The organism is Streptomyces sp. NPDC032822, assembly GCF_055578825.1.
Genome location: NZ_JBVIOL010000018.1, coordinates 1 through 20,671, shown reverse-complemented (window position 1 = coordinate 20,671; position 20,671 = coordinate 1). Strand labels below are relative to the sequence as shown.

The following is a 20,671-nucleotide window of genomic DNA, read 5'->3' as shown; positions in this document are numbered from 1 at the left end:
GTACGGACGGGCGAGACCAGGGCAAAGTCTACCGGCGGTCCTCGTCGTCCCGTGGGGCCTCTCGCCGACGCGAGCTCGGAAGGACCCTCAGAGCGTCCCCTATGTCCGCGACTTCCAGCACCTTCATGCCGGGCGGGACCTTGCCGGGATCGGCCGGAACGAGTGCGTGGGTGAAGCCCAGACGGTGTGCCTCGGAGAGCCGGCGCTGCACGCCCGTGACCCGTCTGACCTCGCCCGCGAGGCCCACCTCGCCGATGGCGACGAGGTTCTTGGGCAGGGGCGAGTCGCTGGCCGCGCTCGCCAGGGCGAGCGCGATGGCGAGGTCCGCGGCGGGCTCCGACAACTTCACACCGCCGACCGTCGCCGAGTAGATGTCCCTCTTGCCCAGGGCGCTGATCCGGCCGCGCTGTTCCAGGACCGCCAGCATCATCGAGACGCGGGAGGTCTCCAGACCGGACGTGGTCCGCCTGGGGGAGGGGATCTGGGAGTCGACGGTGAGTGCCTGGACCTCGACGACCAGCGGGCGGCGGCCCTCCAGGGTGACGGTCAGGCAGGTGCCGGGCACCGGCTCCGCCCGGCGGGTCAGGAACAGGCCGCTCGGGTCGGTGAGGCCGGTGATGCCCTCGTCGTGCAGTTCGAAGCAGCCGACCTCGTCGGTGGTGCCGTAGCGGTTCTTGACGCCTCGCACGAGACGCAGGCGGGCGTGCCGGTCGCCCTCGAAGCTCAGCACGACGTCCACCAGGTGCTCCAGCAGGCGCGGGCCGGCGATGGCGCCGTCCTTGGTGACATGTCCCACGAGGAGGGTCGACATCCCGCGGTCCTTGGAGGCGCGGATCAGGGCGCCCGCGACCTCGCGCACCTGGGCCATGCCGCCGGGGGCGCCGTCGATCTCCGGGGAGGCCACGGTCTGTACGGAGTCGAGGATCAGCAGGGACGGCTTCACCGCGTCCAAGTGGCCGAGCACGGCGGCCAGATCGGTCTCGGCGGCGAGATACAGATGGTCGTCGATGGCCTTGATGCGGTCGGCGCGCAGCCGGACCTGGCTCGCCGACTCCTCGCCGGTCACATAGAGGGTGCGGTGCTCCTCGCTCGCCGACTTGGCCGCCACGTCCAGCAGCAGGGTCGACTTCCCGACGCCGGGCTCGCCCGCGACCAGGACCACCGCGCCGGGCACCAGACCGCCGCCGAGCACCCGGTCCAGCTCGGGCACGCCGGTGGAGCGGGCGGTGGCCTGCTGGACGTCGACCTGGCCGATGGGGACGGCAGAGGTGGTGACACGGCCCGGTGCCGTCGTACGGACCGCGGGCGCGCCGTACTCCTCGATCGTGCCCCAGGCCTGGCACTCGGGGCAGCGGCCGAGCCACTTCGCCGTCTGCCAGCCGCACTCGGTGCAGCGGTAGGACGGGCGCTCCTTCGCGGTCTTCGTACGGGCAGCCATGCACGAACCGTAACCGCCGTCACCGACAACGCCGTCGGCGACCGCCCCGGGCGCCCGGACACCCCGCTCGTGCGCCTCCCGTGCACCCGCTGGAACCAGCCACCTCCGTCGGGAACGAGCCACGGAATCAGGGGTTCCTGTCCCCTATTGAGGGATCGTTTCACCCGTACGGATTAAATGTGCTCAAGGGGGCGGAAGGGCCCAAGTTCCGCCGCCTACGGTCCACAGGTGATGAGCAGCAGTCCGGAGACCTCGACCCGCACCACCGGCGCACACCGGGCGCACCGGGAGGCGCGCGACCGCGGGGCGGCGCGCACGCTGGCGCAGCGACCGCCCGCGCGCTACGAGCCCTACCTGGACGGCCTGTTCACCTACTGCCTGTCCGTGCTGTGCGACCACGACGCGGCGACCGCCGCCCTGGGCGACGTCCTCGTGCTCGCCGAGAAGCGCCGCGGCCCGGACGCCGCCGGCGACCGCCGGGCCTGGCTGTACGCGCTGGCCCGCTGGGCCTGCCTGCGCAAGCTCGCCGAGACCCGGCAGAAACGTCAGAGCACCCATGCGGCGGGCCGCCCCGGCGGACACCGGGACACGGGCGCGAAGCCCGCCCCCGCGCCGGTCTCCGACGAGACCCAGGAGCAGCGCCGCGGCGAACTCGCGCTCCTCGCCTGGCCGGAGGCCGCCGGCACCACCCCCGAACAGCGCGAGGCACTCGAACTCGCCGTACGCCACCAGCTCACCGCCCACGAGGTCGCCGCCGCCCTCGGCATGGACCTCGCCACCGCCCGTGACCTGCTCGCCTCCGCCGCCTGCGAGGTCGAGCGCACCCGCGCCGCCCTCGCCGTCGTCGAGACCGGCGGCTGCCCGGGCGTGGCCCGGCTCACCGGCGACAACCAGCTGGTGCTCAGCGCCGCCGTGCGCCGCGAACTCGTCCGCCATGTCGACGACTGCCCGCGCTGCCGCCGTACCGCCGAGCGTGCGGTCCCCGGCCGCTGGCCCGGCGTCGCCGCCACCCCCGCCGAACTGCCCGTCCTGGAGGCCCCCCGCGCGGCCCTGCACGTGGCCATGGCGCACCTCCCGCGCGCGCGGGGCGCCGCAGCACCGCGCTTCGACCGGCGCGGCTTCCCGATGGACCCCAAGGACCGGGCCGCCCGAAGGGACCGTCTCCGCGCGCGTGCCGTCACGACGACCGTCGTCGCCACCGTGGTGGCCGCCCCGGTGCTCGCCCTCTGGGCCGCCTACCGGGGCACCCCGACCGGGGAGGGGCCGGGCGGAGGTTCCGCGAGTGCCAGCGAGACGCACGACCCCGACATTTTCGACGGCGAGTCGGCGACCGGCGGCTACGAGAACGCGGGCAACGCCAGCACCCGCCCCGGCAGCCGCTTCACCAAGGGAGACAAGCCCGACGTGTCCGTGGCGGTCGTCAGCGTCGCCGGCGCGGGCGGCAAGGGCGCCGGGCACCTGGAGGTGTCCGCCGGCAACAGCGGCGACACCACGCTGGTCACCCTCACCGCGACCGGCTCCGCACCGGTGCGCTGGTCCGCGACCACGGGAGCCTCCTGGCTCTACCTCAGCCAGTCGTCGGGAACGCTCGCACCGGGCGAATCGTTGACGATCAAGGTGTACGTCGACCATCTGCGCGAGCCGTCCGGGTACTGGAGCGCGCGGGTGGCGATCTCACCGGCCGGCGCCGTCGTCACCATCGAGGGCTACGGCACCGCCCCGACCCCCTCGGACCCGGGCCCCGGCCGGCCCACCGACCCGCGCCCCTCCGACCCCGACCCCGAACCCACCCCGACGAACCCGGACCCCTCGGACCCCGCCCCGAGCGACCCGCCCTCGTCGCCCGACCCGGAGCCCACACCCACCGACCCCACCCCGACCGACCCCGGGGACTCGACGCCGCCGCCCTCGACGAGCGGCGACCCGAGCCCGGCGACGTCTTAGGCCCGGGTCCGGGCGGCCGTGTCAGCCGACGGGATCCGCCGGACGCGGTGCCACGGGATCCGCCGGATGCGGTGCCAGCAACGGCAGCTGCGAGGCCAGCCGCTCCTCGCACAGCTCGACCAGGCGGTCGTAGCCCGCCTTGCCCATCAGCTCGATCAGCTCGGGCCGGTAGGACACGTACACCGCGTCTCCCGCGCCGTGCGCCGAGGTCGCCGACGTGCACCACCAGTGCAGGTCGTGGCCACCCGGACCCCAGCCCCGGCGGTCGTACTCACCGATGGACACCTGCAGCACGCGCGTGTCGTCGGGCCGGTCGATCCAGTCGTACGTCCGCCGCACCGGCAGCTGCCAGCACACGTCCGGCTTGGTCTCCAGGGGCTCGCGGCCCTCCTTCAGCGCCAGGATGTGCAGCGAGCAGCCCGCGCCGCCGGAGAACCCCGGCCGGTTCTGGAAGATGCAGGACCCCTGGTGGGGACGGGTCTGGCGGTCGCCGTCCTCGTCCTCGGAGATCCAGCCGTGCTCGGTGCCCTCGTCGTGGTACTGCCAGATCTCCGGCGTGAGCCTGGCCACATGCCCGGCGACGCGTTTCTCGTCGTCCTCGTCGGAGAAATGGGCGCCCAGCGTGCAGCACCCGTCGGCCGCGCGACCCGGCTGGATGCCCTGGCAGCCGCTGCCGAAGATGCAGTTCCACCGGGAGGTCAGCCATGTCAGATCGCAGCGGAAGACCTGCTCGTCGTCCGCCGGATCAGGAAACTCCACCCACGCGCGCGCGAAGTCGAGCCCCTTCTCGTCGCCTGCCGGGGCCTGCCGCGCGTTCTTCGGCGCTTTCGCCTGCGAAGAACCCTTGGCCGTTTTGGCGGACTTGGCAGCCTTGTCAGCCTTTTCGTTCTTTGCCTTTTTCGTCTTTGGCACCCGTCCAGGGTAAGTCGCCCGGGGCCGGTCCAGGGACAGGTCAAAGGTCGGTTCCGGGGACGGCGGACGGCTTCGCTGGCAGTAGCGTTCCGTATATGAGACTCGGTGTCCTCGACGTGGGATCGAACACGGTGCATCTGCTGGTGGTGGACGCACACCCGGGCGCACGCCCGCTGCCCGCGCATTCGCACAAGGCGGAGCTGCGCCTGGCCCAACTCCTCGACGAGGCCGGGGCCATCGGCCCCGAAGGGGTCGACAAGCTGATCGCCGTCGTCCAGGAGGCGCTCCAGGCCGCCGAGGACAAGGGCGTCGAGGACCTGGTGCCGTTCGCCACCTCCGCCGTGCGCGAGGCCAGCAACGCGGACGACGTCCTCGCGCGCGTGCAGGCCGAGACCGGCGTCGAGCTCCAGGTCCTCACCGGAGCCGAAGAGGCCCGGCTCACCTTCCTCGCCGCCCGCCGCTGGTTCGGCTGGTCCGTGGGCAAGCTCCTCGTCCTCGACATCGGCGGCGGCTCCCTGGAGATCGCGTACGGCATGGACGAGCAGCCCGACGCGGCCGTCTCGCTGCCGCTGGGCGCGGGCCGCCTCACCGCGGGCTGGCTCCCCGGCGACCCTCCGGACCCCGAGGCGATAAGGGCTCTGCGCCGCCATGTGCGCGCCCAGATCGCCCGCACCGTCGGCGAGTTCACCCGCCTCGGCGCCCCCGACCACGTCGTCGTCACCTCCAAGACCTTCAAGCAGCTGGCCCGCCTGGCCGGTGCCGCCCGCTCCACGGACGGCCTGTACGTCCAGCGTGAGCTCAAGCGCGAGTCCCTGGAGGCCTGGGTCCCCCGCCTCGCCGGCATGACCACCGCCGAGCGCGCCGCGCTCCCCGGTGTCTCCGAGGGCCGCGCCAACCAGCTCCTCGCGGGCGCCCTGGTGGCCGAGGGCGCGATGGACCTCTTCGGTGTCGAGAGCGTGGAGGTCTGCCCCTGGGCGCTGCGGGAGGGCGTCATCCTGCGCAGACTTGATCACATGGGTTCCCTATAGCGCCCCGTAAGGGGCGCGGGGAACGGCGCGAGCAACCGCAAAAGCACCCGCACCCGCCCGTGGCGAACCCCGCGACGGCGAACAGGCCCCCGCCCGACCGCCGGAGGCAACCCGTACGCTGTCCTCCATGGCAGAGCCCGTCGTACGCATCCCGGATGCGAAGGTCGCCCTGTCCACGGCCTCCGTGTACCCGGAGTCGACGGCGACCGCCTTCGAGATCGCCGCACGCCTCGGGTACGACGGCGTCGAGGTCATGGTGTGGACCGACCCCGTCAGCCAGGACATCGAGGCGCTGCGCAGACTCAGCGACTACCACCGGATCCCGATCCTCGCGGTGCACGCCCCGTGCCTGCTCATCACGCAGCGCGTCTGGTCCACCGACCCGTGGGTCAAGCTGCAGCGCGCGCAGGCCGCCGCCGAGAAGCTCGGCGCGAGCACGGTCGTGGTGCACCCGCCGTTCCGCTGGCAGCGCCAGTACGCCCGCGATTTCGTCTCCGGGATCTGGCGCATGGCGAACGAGACGGACGTACGGTTCGCCGTCGAGAACATGTACCCCTGGCGCTACCGCGACCGCGAGATGCTCGCCTACGCGCCCGACTGGGACGTGACGAAGGAGGACTACCGTCACTTCACGATCGATCTCAGCCATACGGCCACGGCCCGTTCCGACGCCATCCAGATGATCGACCGCATGGCGGACCGCCTCGGCCACGTCCACCTCGCGGACGGCCGGGGTTCGGCCAAGGACGAGCACCTCGTCCCCGGCCGCGGCACCCAGCCCTGCGCCGAGGTGCTGGAACGCCTCGCCCTGACCGGCTTCGACGGCCATGTCGTCATCGAGGTCAACACCCGGCGGGCCATGTCCAGCGACGAACGTGAGGCCGACCTCGCCGAGGCCCTGGCCTTCACGCGGCTGCACCTGGCCTCGGCGGTGCAGCCCGGGCGGATGTCCCGGCGGGTGCCCCGGCGGTGAACGACGTCACCGCGCGACGCCGGGGCCGGCCCCGGCGTGCCGAACAGGCCGACACCCGCGAACAGATCCTGGCCGTGGCCCGCGAGGAGTTCTCCGAGCGGGGCTACGAGCGGACCTCGGTGCGCGGCATCGCCAAGGCGGCCGGCGTCGACCCGGCCCTGGTGCACCACTACTTCGGTACCAAGGAACAGGTCTTCGAGGCGGCCGTGGAGGTCGCCCTCGCCCCCGCCCTCACGGACCGCGACGCGCTCCTCGAAGGCCCCGTCGACTCCGTCGGCGAACGCCTGACCCGCATGGTCTTCGGCCTCTGGGAGAACCCGGTGACCCGGACGCCGCTGCTCGCGATCGTGCGGTCGGCGGTGAACAACGAGAGTGCCGCCGCCGTCTTCCGCCGCCTGGTCTCCGCCCAACTGCTGCTCCGCGTCGCGGGCGAGATCGACGGCCCGGACGCGGAACTGCGCGCCGAGCTGGCGGCCGCGCAGCTGGTCGGCACCGCCATGCTCCGGTACGTGATCAAGGTGGAGCCGCTGGCGTCGGCGGACGTGGAGGAGATCATCACCCGGCTGGCACCGGTGGTGCAGGGGCACCTGACCAGCCCCTGAGCACGGCACCCGACCGCTCCCCGCGCAGCCACGGTGAGACGCGCGTCCCGCATTCCGGACAGCCTGTCGGCAACCTGAACGACCGGCGTAGGCTCGTTAGCAGTCAGAAGTCTCTGATCGCAGTCCCTGCAGTCCCCGAAGGAGCGAGCGACGATGCCCGAGCTGAGGTCCCGCACAGTCACCCACGGCCGCAACATGGCGGGCGCCCGCGCCCTTATGCGCGCCTCCGGTGTACCCGGTGCGGACATCGGCCGGAAGCCGATCATCGCGGTGGCCAACAGCTTCACCGAGTTCGTGCCCGGCCACACGCACCTTCAGCCCGTCGGCCGGATCGTCAGCCAGGCGATCGTCGAGGCGGGCGGCATCCCGCGCGAGTTCAACACGATCGCCGTCGACGACGGCATCGCGATGGGCCACGGAGGCATGCTCTACAGCCTCCCCTCCCGCGACCTCATCGCCGACTCGGTCGAGTACATGGTCGAGGCGCACTGCGCCGACGCCCTGATCTGCATCTCCAACTGCGACAAGATCACCCCGGGCATGCTGAACGCCGCCCTGCGGCTGAACATCCCGACGGTCTTCGTCTCCGGCGGCCCGATGGAGTCCGGCCGCGCCACCCTCGTCGACGGCACGGTCCGCACCCTCGACCTGGTCGACGCGATCTCCGACGCGGTGAACGAGAAGATCTCGGACGAGGACATCCTCCGTATCGAGGAGAACGCCTGTCCGACCTGCGGTTCCTGTTCCGGCATGTTCACGGCCAACTCGATGAACTGCCTCGCCGAGGCCATCGGCCTCGCCCTCCCGGGCAACGGCTCGGTCCTGGCCACGCACACGGCCCGCAAGGCCCTGTACGAGAACGCGGGCCGCACGGTGATGGACATCACCCGCCGCTACTACGAGCAGGACGACGAGACGGTCCTGCCCCGCAACGTCGCCACCTTCGCGGCCTTCCAGAACGCCATGGCGCTCGACATCGCGATGGGCGGCTCGACCAACACGATCCTGCATCTGCTGGCCGCCGCCCAGGAGGCGGGCGTCCCGTTCGACCTGGACGACATCAACGAGGTCTCGCGCCGGGTGCCCTGCCTCGCCAAGGTCGCTCCGAACGTCGCCAAGGACCGCACGTACTACATGGAGGACGTGCACCGCGCCGGCGGCATCCCCGCCCTCCTCGGCGAACTCCACCGCGCAGGGCTTCTCAACGAGGATGTGAACTCGGTTCACAGCTCGTCCCTCGCGGACTGGCTGAAGACGTGGGACGTGCGCGGCGGCTCCCCGTCGCCGGAGGCCCTGGAGCTGTGGCACGCGGCACCCGGCTGCGTCCGCTCCGCCGAGGCCTTCTCCCAGTCGGAGCGCTGGGAGGCCCTGGACACGGACGCCGCCGGCGGCTGCATCCGCAGCGCCGAGCACGCGTACTCGAAGGACGGCGGCCTCGCCGTCCTCAAGGGCAACCTCGCGGTGGACGGCTGCGTGGTCAAGACGGCCGGCGTCGACGAGTCGATCTGGACGTTCGAGGGCCCCGCGGTGGTCTGCGAGTCGCAGGAAGAGGCCGTTGAGAAGATCCTCAACAAGCAGGTGACGGACGGCGATGTCGTCGTCATCCGCTACGAGGGCCCCAAGGGCGGCCCCGGCATGCAGGAGATGCTCTACCCGACGTCCTTCCTCAAGGGTCGCGGCCTCGGCAAGACCTGCGCCCTGATCACCGACGGCCGCTTCTCCGGCGGCACTTCGGGCCTCTCCATCGGCCACGCCTCCCCGGAGGCGGCCTCCGGCGGCACCATCGCCCTCGTCGAGAACGGCGACCGCATCCGCATCGACATCCCGAACCGTACGATCGAACTCCTCGTGGACGACACCGAACTGGCCCGCCGCGAGCAGGCCCTGAACGGCGTCTACGCCCCGAAGAACCGCGAGCGCAAGGTCTCCGCCGCACTGCGCGCCTACGCCGCGATGGCGACCAGCGCGGACAAGGGCGCGGTCCGCGATGTGAGCAAGCTGGCCTGAGGACCCGTCTTCGAGGGCCGTCCCTTCGGGGGCGGCCCTTTCCTCGTCGCCCGCGTTGCCCGCGTCGCCCTCCGCGCTACCAGGCGGACGGGTCCTTCGCGGGGACGGCGAAGACGGTCCCGTCGGGGGCGCTCGCGTAGACGTGGCCGCGGGCGATCACCGGAACGGGCAGCGCGCCGGCGATCTGGTCCGTGTTCGTGTCCAGACGCGGGCGGGTCTGCCCGAGCAGCCTGCCGCCCGAGGCGTCCACCGCCAGCAGCCGCCCGTCGGGCGCGGTGAAGTACACGTGCCGCCCGTCGGCGACCGGCGCGGAGCCCCTGCTCACAGCGGTCTCCAGGCTCCACCGCTGCTTCCCGGCCGCCAGGTCGACGGCCACCAGCGAGCCGCCGGTCCCCATGAGATAGACGAGGTTCCCGCGCACGGTGCCCTGGGCCTGCTGCAGTGGGACCGTCAGCGTCACCCGCCGCGAGGTGCCGTCGTCCGGGGTGTAGCGGACCACGGACTGCGCATCGCCGTAGACCGGGTCCTCGGCGACGAAGAAGATCGACCCGTCCGCGGTTCCGACCGGCTCCAGCGACCCGTCCAGCCGCTTGTCCCACCGCACCGCGCCCGTGTCCGGGTCCACCGCGGTGACACGGGTGCCGGTCCCGTCGGCGGACGTACTGGTCGCGTACGCCAGCGGATCCCCGGCGAAGGAGACGAAGTACGGCACCTTGTGCCCGGGGATCCGCCGGCTCCACCCGGGGTCGCCCGAAGCGCCGTCCACACCGGTGACCGTGCCGTCCGCGCCGGTGAGCAGCAGCATGCCGCCGACCCGCTCCAGCCCGCTGTACGCGGCCACGCTCTGCCGCCAACGCGCCTTGCCGGTAGCGGGATCGAGCGCCTCCAGCCGCCGGCTCCGGTCCAGCGCGGGCTGCACGAGCCCACCCGCCAGGACCGGCTCCCCGCCCCGCGCCCCGGCCACGTCGTGCCGCCACAGCAGACGGCCGTCGGCCGGATCGAGGGCGAAGACCAGACCGCTCTGCCCGCAGAGCAACTTCCCTTCCCCGTACGCACACTGGAGTGTGCCCGTCCCGGACGGCGCGGCCGACTCCCACGGGCCGAACGCGGCCGACGTGGCCCCCGGCGTACCGCTGCCCCACGGCGCCGCACCGTCGCCGGCCTCGGCCCCGTCTCCGCCGAGCAGTTGGACCGAGGTCAGCGCGACGAGCGCGGCCAGGCCCAGCGCCCCGGCCCCCAGACCCACCAGGATTCTCCGGCGCCTCACCGCCTTCGGACCGGACTTCGTGCCCGGCGATTCCGACCCCGACCCGGACTCCGCCCCCGGCTCCGACTCGGCCTCCGGCGTGCTCTCCGTCCGCTCCGCCCGCTGCGCCGGTATGAACGCCTGCGTGTCGTAGGAGGCCGCCACCGACCGCAGTGCGCGCATCAACTCGTCCGGCGTGGGCCGGTCCTCGGGCTCCTTGGCCAGACACCGCAGCACCAGCGGCGCGAGGGTCTCCGGTACGCCGGTCAGGTCCGGCTCGTCGTGCACGACCTGGTAGGCCACGACATAGGGACTGTCGGAGTCGAACGGCCCCCGCCCCGTGGCCGCGTGCACCATCACGGACCCCAGCGCGAAGACGTCGGCGGCGGGCCCGACCTCCCGCGGCCGACGGAACTGCTCGGGCGCCATGAACGGCGGCGTCCCGATCAACTTGCCCGTCTCGGTCCGCAGTTCGCTGTCCTTTGGCCGAGAAATGCCGAAGTCGATGACCTTCGGGCCGTCCTCGGCGAGCAGCACGTTGCTCGGCTTGAGATCCCGGTGCACCACGCCGACCCGGTGGATGTCGCGCAGCGCCTCGGCCAGCCCGGCCATCAGCCGGCGCAACTGGGCGGGGCTCATCGCGCCGTTCCGCTTCACCTCGTCGGACAGGGTCGGGCCGGGGATGAACAGGGTGGCCATCCAAGGCCGTTCGGCCTCCGAGTCGGCGTCGACGACAGACGCGGTGAAGGCACCGCTGACCTTCCGCGCGGCCGCCACCTCCTGCCGGAACCGCCCCCTGAACTCGGGATCCCTGGCGAACTCGGCGTGTACGACCTTCACCGCGACCTTCATGCCCGAGGTGCTCCGCGCCAGGTGCACGACCCCCATGCCACCGGAGCCCAGACACGACTCCAGCCGGTAGTGACCGGCGTACTCGGGAAGTTCCGCTTCCGCGCCCGCTCCGGTGTTGCGATGTGGCGCCATGGAACCACCCCCGTGCTGTTCGTTCGGGCGCGCGACGCACGGAGCCTAGTCGAAGACCCGTGCGACACAGAGGAGGCTTGCTAGCTTCTCCGTGCGAGTTGCGAACCTGTGTTTCGTGGCGCGTTTCAGGGGAATCAACGGGACCCCATGGCAGTCATGGGGTCGAACGGGGGAGATCTTTCATGTCTGTTGACGGCATCGAAGTGGCAGAGAACGGCGACGAGACGGAAGCCGTCACCACGGCGACGGCCACGACCACGGCCGTGCGCTACTACGCGGTCGCACCGGGGTACCGCCTGAACGTCCGCAGCGGTCCCGGCACCAACTACACCGTGGTCCGCGTGCTGGCCGAGGGGGTCAAGGTCCCGATCTTCTGCCAGTCGCCGGGCACCTCGATCACCGGGCCGTACGGCACGACGAACATCTGGGACAACATCGACAACGGCGAGTACGTCTCGGACGCCTACGTGCACACCGGCAGCGACGGCTACATCCGCCCGCGCTGCTCCTGAACCGGCCGACACAGCCCGCAGAACGACACCCATGACGCCGTCATGACGTAGACCGGTCCTGCTCGCGGGCCGCACCGGAACCTTCCTCACGGACTGGGCCACCACCACCGCCCAGTCCGTGAGTGACCGTGCGTTCCCACCCCGTCGCCCCGGACGTCCGCCTGAACGTCCGCAGCGGCCCCGGCACGACGTACGGCATCGTCCGGCTCCAGCCGGTTCGGTGCCCACGCCGCCATCTACCGCCAGAGACCGGGCCAGACGATCACGGGGGGCGTACGGCCCGTCGGACGTCTGGGACACCATCGACAACGACGAATACGTCTCGGACACCTGTGTGACACCGGCAGCGGCAGCTACATCGCCGCCCGCCGCACCTGATCCCCACCGGAGCCCGCGGTCGTCCCGAAGCCATAATCAACGGGTGAGCGACGAACAAGGCACCCCGTCCGCGGGCTCCCCAGGCACCCCCCGCCCCGAACCCCTCCGCGTCTTCGGCACCACCTGGGTGAACCACGACAACGGCTACACCCCACGCCGCGTCGCCGCGTCCCTCGGCTCCCTGACCGCCGCGACCGCCGCCTGCCTGGTCCTCCGCTTCGCCTACGAGGGCCTCCAGATCGCCGACATCGGCAGCTTCGTGACCGTCCTGGTCGTCGGCATGTTCGCGATCTGCAGCGCCCTCGCCTTCGGCCACACCTGGGACGGTTTCCGCAAGCGCCCCGACCCCGAACGCCAGGCCTCCCTCCGCGGCCTCCTGGCGATCGGCTTCGTCGGCTCCCTCCTCGCCTACTTCTTCCGCTCCCTCACCGAGGCCCCCGGCGAGAAACTCCACCGCGCCGAGTACGAGGCAGCCCTCAAGCACCACGAGAAGCGCACCACCCGCCGCACCGGCAACCCGTCAAAGAAACGCCGCCGCAACTGACCACCGACGGCACGGGGGAGGACCCGGTACAGGACTCCGGTCGTCTGTGGCGCCAGCCCCTTCGCGGATCGCCCACCGGGTGCCGCGTCACCCACCGGCGGCACGACGGGCCGCACATGCGCGGGGGCTCCGGTCGTCTTCGGTTTCGGGCTCTTCGCGGCTTGCCTGCCGGGTGCCGCGTCACCGACCGGCGGGACGACGGGCCGCGCAGGCGCAGAGTTCCGGTCGTCTGTGGCCCCGGTCCCTTCGCCGATCGCCCGCCGGGTGCCGTCATCCACTGATGGGACGACGGGGCGCACATGCGCGGGGGCTCCGGTCGTCTTCGGCTTCGGGCTCTCCGTGGACTGCCTGCCGGGTGCCGTCACCGACCGGCGGGACGACGGGTGCGTCACCGACCAGCAGGACGACGGGCCGCGCAGGCGCAGAGTTCCGATCGTCTGTGTCCCCGGTCCCTTCGCAGACCGCCCGCCGGACGGCCGGTGCCACCGACCACCGACGGCACCGGGGCGCACACGCACAAGATCCCCGTCGCCTTCGGACCCAGGCCCTCCCCGGACTGCCCGCCGGGCCCCCACCCACTCTCACCGAAAACTCACCGCCCCCCGCCCCGACCCCGTTCACGATGGTTCTATGACGGCCTCCTTCCACACCACCCGAGCGCAGTCCTTCAACGCCGCCGCAGCCCAGTACGCCGCCAACCGCCCCTCCTACCCGCCCGCCCTCTTCGACGCGATCGAAGACCTGGCCGGCCGCCCCCTCACCGGCGCCCGTGTCGCGGACATCGGCGCGGGCACCGGCATCGCCACCGCCCTCCTGGACGCCCGCGGCGCCGACGTGGTCGCGGTGGAACCCGGCGACGGCATGGCGGCCCAGTTCCGGCGGGCCCACCCCGGCATCCCGATCATCCGGGGCGACGGCAACACCCTCCCCCTGGCCACCGGCTCCGCCGACTTCGTCACCTACGCGCAGGCCTGGCACTGGACCGACCCCGCCCTGGCCCTCCCGGAGGCCATCCGTGTCCTGCGCCTGGGCGGCGCGCTCGCTCTGTGGTGGAACACCAGCGCCCACGACGTGCCGTGGATCGCCGAGGCCGCCGACCGCATCGCGGCCCACTTCGGCATCACCGTCTCCACCGAGAGAAGAGAGGCCACCGCCCGGGCCGTCGACCCCACCGGCCGCCTCGACTTCGCCCGCCGCGAGGTCCGCTGGAGCCGCCGCGTCCCGATCGACACCCACCTCGCCAACCTCGGCAGCCACTCGGCCTTCCTGGTCCAGGGCGAAGAGGCGAGCACGGCCTTTCTCACCGAGGAACGGGAGCACCTGGCGGACACCTTCCCCGACGGAATCGTCGAGGAGGTCTACGACGTGATCCTCCTCCTGGCCACCACCCCCTGACCCCTCCCGACCTCACCCAGGCCGCCTACGCCCCGATCTCACCCGACCTACGCCGCACCCTTACCGCTCACCAACCGCCCCTCCCCGCGCCCCGCGGCCCACCCCTCCAGCGCCGCCGCGCACGCATGGTCCACATGCCGCAGCCCACCCAACTCCAGCCGCACCTCCCGGTCCCGCGGCAACGCCTCCAGCGCGTCGAGCAGCTTCGGCAGCCGCAGGAACGTCGCATGCCCGAGCACCCGCACGACGATCCCCGCATCCCCCCGGTCCTCGGTCTCCACGTGCACATGGCTGATGTCCCACGCGGTCTTCGCGACCGCCAGCGCCAGCCCCACCAGCACCCCCTCGAAGAGATTCCCGACCACGATCGCCACGGCCGTCACCCCCAGCACGACCACCTCCCCCCGATGCCCCCGCCACCACACCCGCACCTCCCGTACCGGCACGAGCCCGCACCCGGCATGCACCAACAGCCCGGCCAGCGCCGCCACCGGAATCACTCCCAGCACCCCCGGCAACAGCGCCGTGAACACCAGCAGCCACAACCCGTGCAGCACACGCGAGGCCTTCGTCCGCGCCCCCGCCCGCACATTCGCCGCGCTCCGTACGATCACCGCGGTCATCGGCAGCGCACCCAGCACCCCGCACACCGCGTTCCCCGCGCCCTGCGCGATCAGCTCCCGGTCGTAGTCCGTCCGCGCCCCCGGACGCAGCCGGTCCACGGCAGCCGCGCTGAACAACGACTCCGCGGACGCGATCAACGCGAACGCGACGACGGTCCCGATCACCCCCACTTCCATCAGCCGCCCGAAATCCGCCCCGGCCGGCACCCGCACCGCGTCGAGCAGCCCCCGCACCTCGACCCGCCGCACCCCCAGGTCGAACACCCCGGTCACCAGAGCCGCCGACGCCACCGCCACCAACGGCGCGGGCACCAGCCGAGCCCCCCGCCGCCACCGCGGCCACAGGAGCAATACGGCAATGGTGGCAGCCCCCACTGACAACGCCACGGGATCCACCCGCCCCGGCAGCGACACCAGCCCGGCGAGCTTCCCGAGCCCGCTCGCCGGCGCGGCCACGTCCCCCAGGGCGTATACCTGCGCGGCCACCAGCACGAGCCCGATCCCGGCGAGCATCCCCTGCACGACGGCCGTGGACACGGCCCGGAACCACCGCCCGAGCCGCAGCACCCCGAGCCCCAACTGCACCAGCCCCGCCCCGAGCGCGAGCACCCCGAGCGCCTCGACGCCGTACCTCTGTACGGCCTCGTACACGAGCACGGTCAGTCCCGCGGCGGGCCCGCTGACCTGCAGACTGCTGCCGGGCAGAGCCCCGGCGACGAGTCCGCCGACGATCCCCGTCACCAACCCCAGTTCGGCGGGCACGCCGGAGGCGACGGCGATCCCCACGCACAGGGGCAGCGCCACCAGGAACACGACGACGGACGCGAACAGATCGGCCTTGCCTACGCCACAGCGCAACACAACAGCACCTCCGCGGGTCAACGAGAGACGGACGACAGGAGATGCGTGGGCCGCCGCGCCGGGGGAGGGCGCGGCTGCCGTACGTGCTCGGCATATGACCTCGCACTGAAATCCATTGTCGGGAAGCAGAGTTGATCGCGCACCCGCTTCCCGGGGGCATCCGGTGCATCGGGTGCATCCGGAGGCACATGAACCGGACGATCCACCTCCGATCGCGCCCCCGTGCGCCTGCGCCGCCGAACACACCTCCTTGACGAGGCCCGCCCGCAGGAGCAATATTCAGCACATGATGAATAAAAACCCAGGCTCGACCGGCAGAGGAGCAGACCGGGCCCACCGAGCAGCCCGCGGAGGAACCACGCCCGCGATCCCCGAGGCCTCCGCGGACCCTGAGATCCCCACGGTCCCCGCCGTGCACGCCGAAGGCCTCACCGTCGTCCGAGGCCCCCGCACCGTCCTGCGTGGCCTCGACTTCACCGTCCCGCGCGGCCAGATCACCGGCCTGCTCGGCCCCTCGGGATGCGGCAAGTCCACCCTCATGCGCTCCATCGTCGGCACCCAGGCCAAGGCCACCGGCACCCTCGACGTCCTCGGCAGCCCCGCCGGCCACCCCGCCCTCCGCACCCGCATCGGCTACGTCACCCAAGCCCCCTCCGTCTACGACGACCTGACCGTCCGCCAGAACCTCGACTACTTCGCCGCGATCCTCGCCCCCGGCCGCGCATCCGCCGACCGCCGCCACGAGAACGTCACCCGCGCCATCGCCGACGTCGACCTCACCAGCCACGCCGACGCCCTCGCCGGCAACCTCTCCGGCGGCCAACGCAGCCGCGTCTCCCTCGCGGTCGCCCTCCTCGGCACCCCCGAACTCCTGGTCCTCGACGAACCCACCGTCGGTCTCGACCCCGTCCTCCGCCGGGACCTGTGGAGCCTCTTCCACGACATCGCCGCTCAGCGCGGCGCCACGCTGCTGATCTCCTCCCACGTTATGGACGAGGCCGAGCGCTGCCACCGCCTCCTCCTCATGCGCGAGGGCGAGATCCTCGCCGACGACACCCCGGACGCCCTCCGCACCCGCACCCACGCCGAGACCGTCGAGGCGGCCTTCCTCCAACTCGTCGACGAGGCCGTCGCAGCCGGCCGCCGAAAGGAGACGACCCGATGAGTACGACGACCACCGCCACTACGCCCCCGAGCGCCGCCGCACCCACCAGCGCCCTCAACGCCTCCCGCACCGTCGCCACCGCGGCCCGCGTCCTGCGCCAGCTCCGCCACGACCCGCGCACCATCGGGCTCCTGATCCTCATCCCCTGCCTGATGCTCGTCCTGCTGCGCTACGTCTTCGACGGCAGCCCGCGCACCTTCGACAGCATCGGCGCCTCCCTCCTCGGGATCTTCCCGCTGATCACGATGTTCCTGGTCACCTCCATCGCGACCCTGCGCGAACGCACCTCCGGCACCCTCGAACGCCTCCTCGCCATGCCGCTGGGCAAAGGCGACCTCATCGCCGGCTACGCCCTCGCCTTCGGCACCCTCGCGATCATCCAGTCCGCCCTCGCGACCGGCCTCGCCGTCTGGTTCCTCGACCTGGACGTCACCGGCAGCCCCTGGCTCCTTCTCCTGGTGGCCCTCCTCGACGCCCTCCTCGGCACCGCCCTGGGCCTCTTCGTCTCGGCCTTCGCCGCCTCCGAATACCAGGCCGTCCAGTTCATGCCGGCGGTGATCTTCCCCCAACTCCTCCTCTGCGGCCTCTTCACCCCCCGCGACAACATGCACCCCGTCCTGGAGGGCATCTCCAACGTCCTCCCCATGTCCTACGCGGTCGACGGCATGAACGAGGTCCTCCACCACACGAACATGACAGCCGCCTTCCTCCGCGACGTCCTGATCGTCGCCGCCTGCGCCCTACTGGTCCTGGGCCTGGGAGCGGCAACACTGAGGCGCAGGACACCATGACGCCCCTCACCAACCAGCCCGAAGCCCAAGCCGACCGCCCCGACCCCCGCCCCCTCTTAACCCCCGCCCGACATCCAGGCCCAGCCGACCATCGCGATCCCACCCCAACCCGCTGGGGCCCCGCCCCCCAGACCCCCGTTCCTTTGCCCACCCACCCACCACCCGACTCGGCCGGACAAACGGTGAGCCCCCTCCACCCCGCCCGACATGCAATTGCGCAGGCCCTTGCCCTCACACCCCATCCACCACATGACTCGGTCGGACGAACGGTGAGCTCTCTCCGCCCCGCCGGGATTCCAATTGCCCAGGCGCCTGCCTCGACCCCACCCACTGGGCCGCACCGACCCTGCCCGTCCGGCGTCCGAGGCAGACACGGCCATCCCCATCCCCACCCACCGACCCACCCTCACCCACTGGGCGCACCTGTTCATGCAGCCCCGCTCCTCTCCAGCCCGTCCGGCGTTTGAGGACGAGGCCTCTTCAGGGCCGAAGCGGGGCCAGCGGGGTGCGGGGCGGAGCCCCGCGAGGGGTGCAGGGGACGCAGTCCCCGCCGGGGTGCAGGGGCGGAGCCCCTGGGGACGTCACGGGAAGGGAAGGGGCGGCGGGGGCGAGGAAAAGCCCGACCCCACCCCGCCGACCGACATCCCGCCCACCGGACACCCCCCACACCGACCCGCCCCCGATGCGAGGATGACCCCGGACGACGCAACCCCCCGGAGGCACCCGCGCCATGACCCAGAAAGTCGCAGTCCTCGGCACCGGCAAGATCGGCGAAGCCCTACTCAGCGGAATGATCCGCGCCGGCTGGGCCCCCGCCGACCTCCTGGTCACCGCCCGCCGCCCCGAGCGAGCCGAAGAACTCCGAGCCCGCCACGGAGTCACCCCGGTCACCAACCCGGAGGCCGCCAAGACCGCCGACACCCTGATCCTCACGGTCAAGCCGCAGGACATGGGCACTCTCCTCGACGAACTCGCCCCGCACGTCCCGGCCGATCGCCTGATCATCAGCGGCGCGGCGGGCATCCCCACCTCCTTCTTCGAGGAGCGCCTCGCCACCGGCACCCCGGTCGTCCGCGTCATGACGAACACCCCCGCCCTGGTCGACGAGGCGATGTCCGTCATCTCCGCCGGCACCCACGCCACCGCCGACCACCTCGCCCACACCGAGGAGATCTTCGGTGCCGTCGGCAAGACGCTCCGCGTCCCCGAGTCGCAGCAGGACGCCTGCACCGCCCTCTCCGGCTCCGGCCCGGCCTACTTCTTCTACCTGGTCGAAGCCATGACGGACGCCGGCATCCTCCTCGGCCTGCCTCGCGACAAGGCCCACGACCTGATCGTCCAGTCCGCGATCGGTGCCGCCACCATGCTTCGCGACAGCGGCGAACACCCGGTCAAGCTCCGCGAGAACGTCACCTCCCCCGCGGGCACCACCATCAACGCCATCCGCGAACTTGAGAACCACGGCGTACGGGCCGCTCTCATCGCCGCCCTCGAAGCGGCCCGCGACCGCAGCCGCGAACTGGCCTCCGGCAACAGCTGACACCCGGCCGCCGCCCCCGCCCAGGGGGCGGCCCGCAGGGACCGCTCGCCTACCCGGCCGCACTCACCGGCGTATCGGCGGTCGCGGGCAGCAGTCCGATCGCCCGATACGCGCCGTCCACGGTCGGCCGCGCCATCTCCCGAGCTCTCCGCGCCCCATCCCGCAGCACCCCCTCCACATAGCCAGGATCCGCGCACAACTCCTTGTGCCTCTCCTGCACGGGCCTGAGAACCTCGACCACCGCCTCCGCGGTGTCCTTCTTCAAAGATCCGTACGACTCATATACACCGCTCAGGTCCGATGGGTTCCCACCCGTGCAGGCCGCGAGGATCTCCAACAGATTGGCCACCCCCGGCTGCGCCTCCCGGTCGTACACGACGTCCCGTCCGCTGTCGGTCATGGCCCGCAGGACCTTCTTCCGTACAGCGTCCGGCTCGTCCAGCAGATAGACGATCCCCGGCCCGACGTCGTCGCTCTTCCCCATCTTCGACGTCGGCTCCTGCAGATTCATCACCCGGGCCGCGACCGCCGGAAGCGTGGCCCGAGGCACCACGAACGCCTGCCCGTACCGCTGGTTGAACCGCACCGCCAGATCCCGCGCCAGCTCCACGTGCTGCGCCTGGTCGTCCCCGACCGGCACCTCGTCGGTCCCGTACGCCAGGATGTCCGCCGCCATCAGCACGGGATACGTCAGCAGCGACAGCCGCACACTCCCGCCCCGCGCCTGCTCGCGCCCGGCCTTCTCCTTGTACTGGATCATCCGCCGCATCTCGCCGTCGGTGGCCACACACTCCAGCAGATACGACAGCCGCGCGTGCTCGTCCACATGGCTCTGTACGAAGACCGTGCACAGCTCCGGATCAAGCCCTGACGCCAGGAGCAACGTCGCCGCCTGCCGGCTCAGCCGCCGCACCCGCCCCGGATCGTGGTCCACGGTCAGCGCGTGCAGATCGACGATGCAGAACAGGGCATCGGCCCGGTGCTGGTCCACGGCGGCCCACTGCCGCATGGCGCCCAGGTAGTTCCCCAGCGTCAGATGCCCGGTCGGCTTGACCCCACTGAAGACCCGTGTCATCTCTCTACCTCCTGGTCGAGACCGCCGTCCCGGCCGGCCGACCCTCTAGAAGCTCCGGAGGGAGAAACACGAACGGCCGCCGAGGCGGCGGCCGTTGAGTGCATACGTGAGCACGGCCGCCGTCAGGCGGCCCACCACAGCTGGGTGCACGTACGCGTAGTCATGGGGCTCAGAGTACGCCCACAGGGCACCCGTCCGGAGCGGAGTTGACACACCCAGACCTCGTACGTAGTGTTCTCCGAGTTGTCCGACGTGAGCGCCGACCCCGGTCGGTCCCCGGACAGCCATTCCGCAAGTACCCGCCAACACTCGACGACAGTGTTCTGCCGTCGCGCTATTGGCGTGCATATTCGCGAAATGAGGAATCCGCGTTCGAAAGGACGCAGGCCCCCGATTAGCGTCGGGAGCGGGGAATCCGCTAAAGTCTCACTCGTCGGAACGGCCCAACGGCCGGGAAGGCAAGCCCCTCTGACTGGGAGTCAGGCCCGAAAGGATCTGATAGAGTCGGAGTCGCCGGAAAGGGAAACGCGGAAGCGGGAACCTGGAAAGCACCGAGGGAATCGGATCGGAAAACGGTCTGGTAGAGTCGGAAACGCAAGACCGAAGGGAAGCGCCCGGAGGAAAGCCTGAGAGAGTCTCTCGGGTGAGTACAA

At 71.8% G+C, this 20,671-nt stretch carries 16 protein-coding genes; 11 read left to right on the top strand and 5 right to left on the bottom strand.

Translation table 11 applies throughout. The features are described 5' to 3' along the window. Positions 1 to 28: 28 nt before the first annotated feature. A complete protein-coding gene (radA, locus tag ACZ5VD_RS35650) occupies positions 29 to 1,438 on the bottom strand; it encodes a DNA repair protein RadA (RefSeq protein WP_468684675.1) in 1,410 nt (469 codons plus the stop codon). A gap of 231 nt (positions 1,439 to 1,669) precedes the next feature. On the opposite strand from radA, the gene ACZ5VD_RS35645 reads away from it, so the two are divergent. Beyond that, positions 1,670 to 3,382, top strand: a complete 1,713-nt coding sequence (locus ACZ5VD_RS35645; RefSeq protein WP_468684673.1) for a BACON domain-containing protein — start codon at positions 1,670 to 1,672, stop codon at positions 3,380 to 3,382. Between the two features lie 21 nt (positions 3,383 to 3,403). On the opposite strand, the gene ACZ5VD_RS35640 is transcribed toward ACZ5VD_RS35645, so the two are convergent. Next, positions 3,404 to 4,294, bottom strand: a complete 891-nt coding sequence (locus tag ACZ5VD_RS35640; protein WP_468553085.1) for a DUF3109 family protein — start codon at positions 4,292 to 4,294, stop codon at positions 3,404 to 3,406. 95 nt (positions 4,295 to 4,389) lie between these two features. Here ACZ5VD_RS35640 and ACZ5VD_RS35635 point away from each other — a divergent pair, with 95 nt between their 5' ends. The 4 genes from ACZ5VD_RS35635 to ilvD all read left to right on the top strand — a co-directional run bounded on the left by ACZ5VD_RS35635 (position 4,390) and on the right by ilvD (position 8,904). Continuing rightward, positions 4,390 to 5,322 carry a Ppx/GppA family phosphatase gene (locus tag ACZ5VD_RS35635; RefSeq protein ID WP_468553086.1) on the top strand — a complete coding sequence of 311 codons (933 nt, stop codon included), beginning with the start codon at positions 4,390 to 4,392 and terminating at the stop codon, positions 5,320 to 5,322. Between the two features lie 127 nt (positions 5,323 to 5,449). Continuing rightward, entirely contained in the window at positions 5,450 to 6,295 is an 846-nt protein-coding gene (locus ACZ5VD_RS35630; protein ID WP_468553087.1) for a sugar phosphate isomerase/epimerase family protein, read from the top strand. Continuing rightward, positions 6,292 to 6,897: a TetR/AcrR family transcriptional regulator gene (locus ACZ5VD_RS35625; RefSeq protein WP_468553088.1), complete on the top strand. Its 606-nt coding sequence runs from the start codon at positions 6,292 to 6,294 to the stop codon at positions 6,895 to 6,897. The genes ACZ5VD_RS35630 and ACZ5VD_RS35625 overlap by 4 nt, the downstream gene beginning before the upstream one ends. A 153-nt stretch (positions 6,898 to 7,050) precedes the next feature. Beyond that, complete coding sequence (gene ilvD, locus ACZ5VD_RS35620; RefSeq protein ID WP_468684672.1) at positions 7,051 to 8,904, top strand: dihydroxy-acid dehydratase; 1,854 nt, start codon at positions 7,051 to 7,053, stop codon at positions 8,902 to 8,904. A gap of 76 nt (positions 8,905 to 8,980) precedes the next feature. Here the strand turns inward: ilvD and ACZ5VD_RS35615 are convergent, their stop codons facing one another. Then, positions 8,981 to 11,134 (bottom strand): serine/threonine-protein kinase, encoded by a 2,154-nt coding sequence (locus ACZ5VD_RS35615; RefSeq protein ID WP_468684670.1) that lies wholly within the window; start codon positions 11,132 to 11,134, stop codon positions 8,981 to 8,983. 182 nt (positions 11,135 to 11,316) lie between these two features. On the opposite strand from ACZ5VD_RS35615, the gene ACZ5VD_RS35610 reads away from it, so the two are divergent. The 3 genes from ACZ5VD_RS35610 to ACZ5VD_RS35600 all read left to right on the top strand — a co-directional run bounded on the left by ACZ5VD_RS35610 (position 11,317) and on the right by ACZ5VD_RS35600 (position 13,963). Next, a complete protein-coding gene (locus ACZ5VD_RS35610; RefSeq protein ID WP_468684667.1) occupies positions 11,317 to 11,646 on the top strand; it encodes an SH3 domain-containing protein in 330 nt (109 codons plus the stop codon). 421 nt (positions 11,647 to 12,067) lie between these two features. After that, the gene (locus ACZ5VD_RS35605) at positions 12,068 to 12,568 is read left to right on the top strand and encodes an EamA/RhaT family transporter (RefSeq protein WP_468684665.1); all 501 of its coding nucleotides are present in this window, start codon (positions 12,068 to 12,070) and stop codon (positions 12,566 to 12,568) included. A 630-nt stretch (positions 12,569 to 13,198) separates the two neighbouring features. After that, on the top strand, positions 13,199 to 13,963 hold the full coding sequence (locus ACZ5VD_RS35600; protein ID WP_468684663.1) for a class I SAM-dependent methyltransferase: 765 nt from the start codon (positions 13,199 to 13,201) through the stop codon (positions 13,961 to 13,963). Positions 13,964 to 14,010: 47 nt separating this feature from the next. Here ACZ5VD_RS35600 and ACZ5VD_RS35595 read toward each other — a convergent pair whose 3' ends face one another. Then, on the bottom strand, positions 14,011 to 15,444 hold the full coding sequence (locus ACZ5VD_RS35595; RefSeq protein ID WP_468684662.1) for a SulP family inorganic anion transporter: 1,434 nt from the start codon (positions 15,442 to 15,444) through the stop codon (positions 14,011 to 14,013). A 289-nt stretch (positions 15,445 to 15,733) separates the two neighbouring features. On the opposite strand from ACZ5VD_RS35595, the gene ACZ5VD_RS35590 reads away from it, so the two are divergent. The 3 genes from ACZ5VD_RS35590 (at position 15,734) to proC (ending at position 18,943) form a co-directional block, all read left to right on the top strand. Continuing rightward, on the top strand, positions 15,734 to 16,612 hold the full coding sequence (locus ACZ5VD_RS35590; RefSeq protein ID WP_468684660.1) for an ABC transporter ATP-binding protein: 879 nt from the start codon (positions 15,734 to 15,736) through the stop codon (positions 16,610 to 16,612). Then, a complete protein-coding gene (locus ACZ5VD_RS35585) occupies positions 16,609 to 17,403 on the top strand; it encodes an ABC transporter permease (RefSeq protein ID WP_468553096.1) in 795 nt (264 codons plus the stop codon). Before ACZ5VD_RS35590 ends, ACZ5VD_RS35585 begins: the two co-directional genes overlap by 4 nt. 730 nt (positions 17,404 to 18,133) lie before the next feature. Then, positions 18,134 to 18,943 carry a pyrroline-5-carboxylate reductase gene (gene proC, locus ACZ5VD_RS35580; RefSeq protein WP_468553097.1) on the top strand — a complete coding sequence of 270 codons (810 nt, stop codon included), beginning with the start codon at positions 18,134 to 18,136 and terminating at the stop codon, positions 18,941 to 18,943. A gap of 49 nt (positions 18,944 to 18,992) precedes the next feature. Here the strand turns inward: proC and trpS are convergent, their stop codons facing one another. After that, positions 18,993 to 20,018 (bottom strand): tryptophan--tRNA ligase, encoded by a 1,026-nt coding sequence (gene trpS, locus ACZ5VD_RS35575; RefSeq protein WP_468684659.1) that lies wholly within the window; start codon positions 20,016 to 20,018, stop codon positions 18,993 to 18,995. Positions 20,019 to 20,671: the final 653 nt, after the last annotated feature.

Excerpts from the sequence above, each read along its gene's own strand:
- radA (WP_468684675.1), bottom strand. The coding sequence starts at position 1,438 with ATGGCTGCCCGTACGAAGACCGCGAAGGAGCGCCCGTCCTACCGCTGC.
- ACZ5VD_RS35645 (WP_468684673.1), top strand. The coding sequence starts at position 1,670 with ATGAGCAGCAGTCCGGAGACCTCGACCCGCACCACCGGCGCACACCGG.
- ACZ5VD_RS35635 (WP_468553086.1), top strand. The coding sequence starts at position 4,390 with ATGAGACTCGGTGTCCTCGACGTGGGATCGAACACGGTGCATCTGCTG.
- ACZ5VD_RS35630 (WP_468553087.1), top strand. The coding sequence starts at position 5,450 with ATGGCAGAGCCCGTCGTACGCATCCCGGATGCGAAGGTCGCCCTGTCC.
- ilvD (WP_468684672.1), top strand. The coding sequence starts at position 7,051 with ATGCCCGAGCTGAGGTCCCGCACAGTCACCCACGGCCGCAACATGGCG.
- ACZ5VD_RS35615 (WP_468684670.1), bottom strand. The coding sequence starts at position 11,134 with ATGGCGCCACATCGCAACACCGGAGCGGGCGCGGAAGCGGAACTTCCC.
- ACZ5VD_RS35610 (WP_468684667.1), top strand. The coding sequence starts at position 11,317 with ATGTCTGTTGACGGCATCGAAGTGGCAGAGAACGGCGACGAGACGGAA.
- ACZ5VD_RS35600 (WP_468684663.1), top strand. The coding sequence starts at position 13,199 with ATGACGGCCTCCTTCCACACCACCCGAGCGCAGTCCTTCAACGCCGCC.
- ACZ5VD_RS35590 (WP_468684660.1), top strand. The coding sequence starts at position 15,734 with ATGATGAATAAAAACCCAGGCTCGACCGGCAGAGGAGCAGACCGGGCC.
- ACZ5VD_RS35585 (WP_468553096.1), top strand. The coding sequence starts at position 16,609 with ATGAGTACGACGACCACCGCCACTACGCCCCCGAGCGCCGCCGCACCC.
- proC (WP_468553097.1), top strand. The coding sequence starts at position 18,134 with ATGACCCAGAAAGTCGCAGTCCTCGGCACCGGCAAGATCGGCGAAGCC.
- trpS (WP_468684659.1), bottom strand. The coding sequence starts at position 20,018 with ATGACACGGGTCTTCAGTGGGGTCAAGCCGACCGGGCATCTGACGCTG.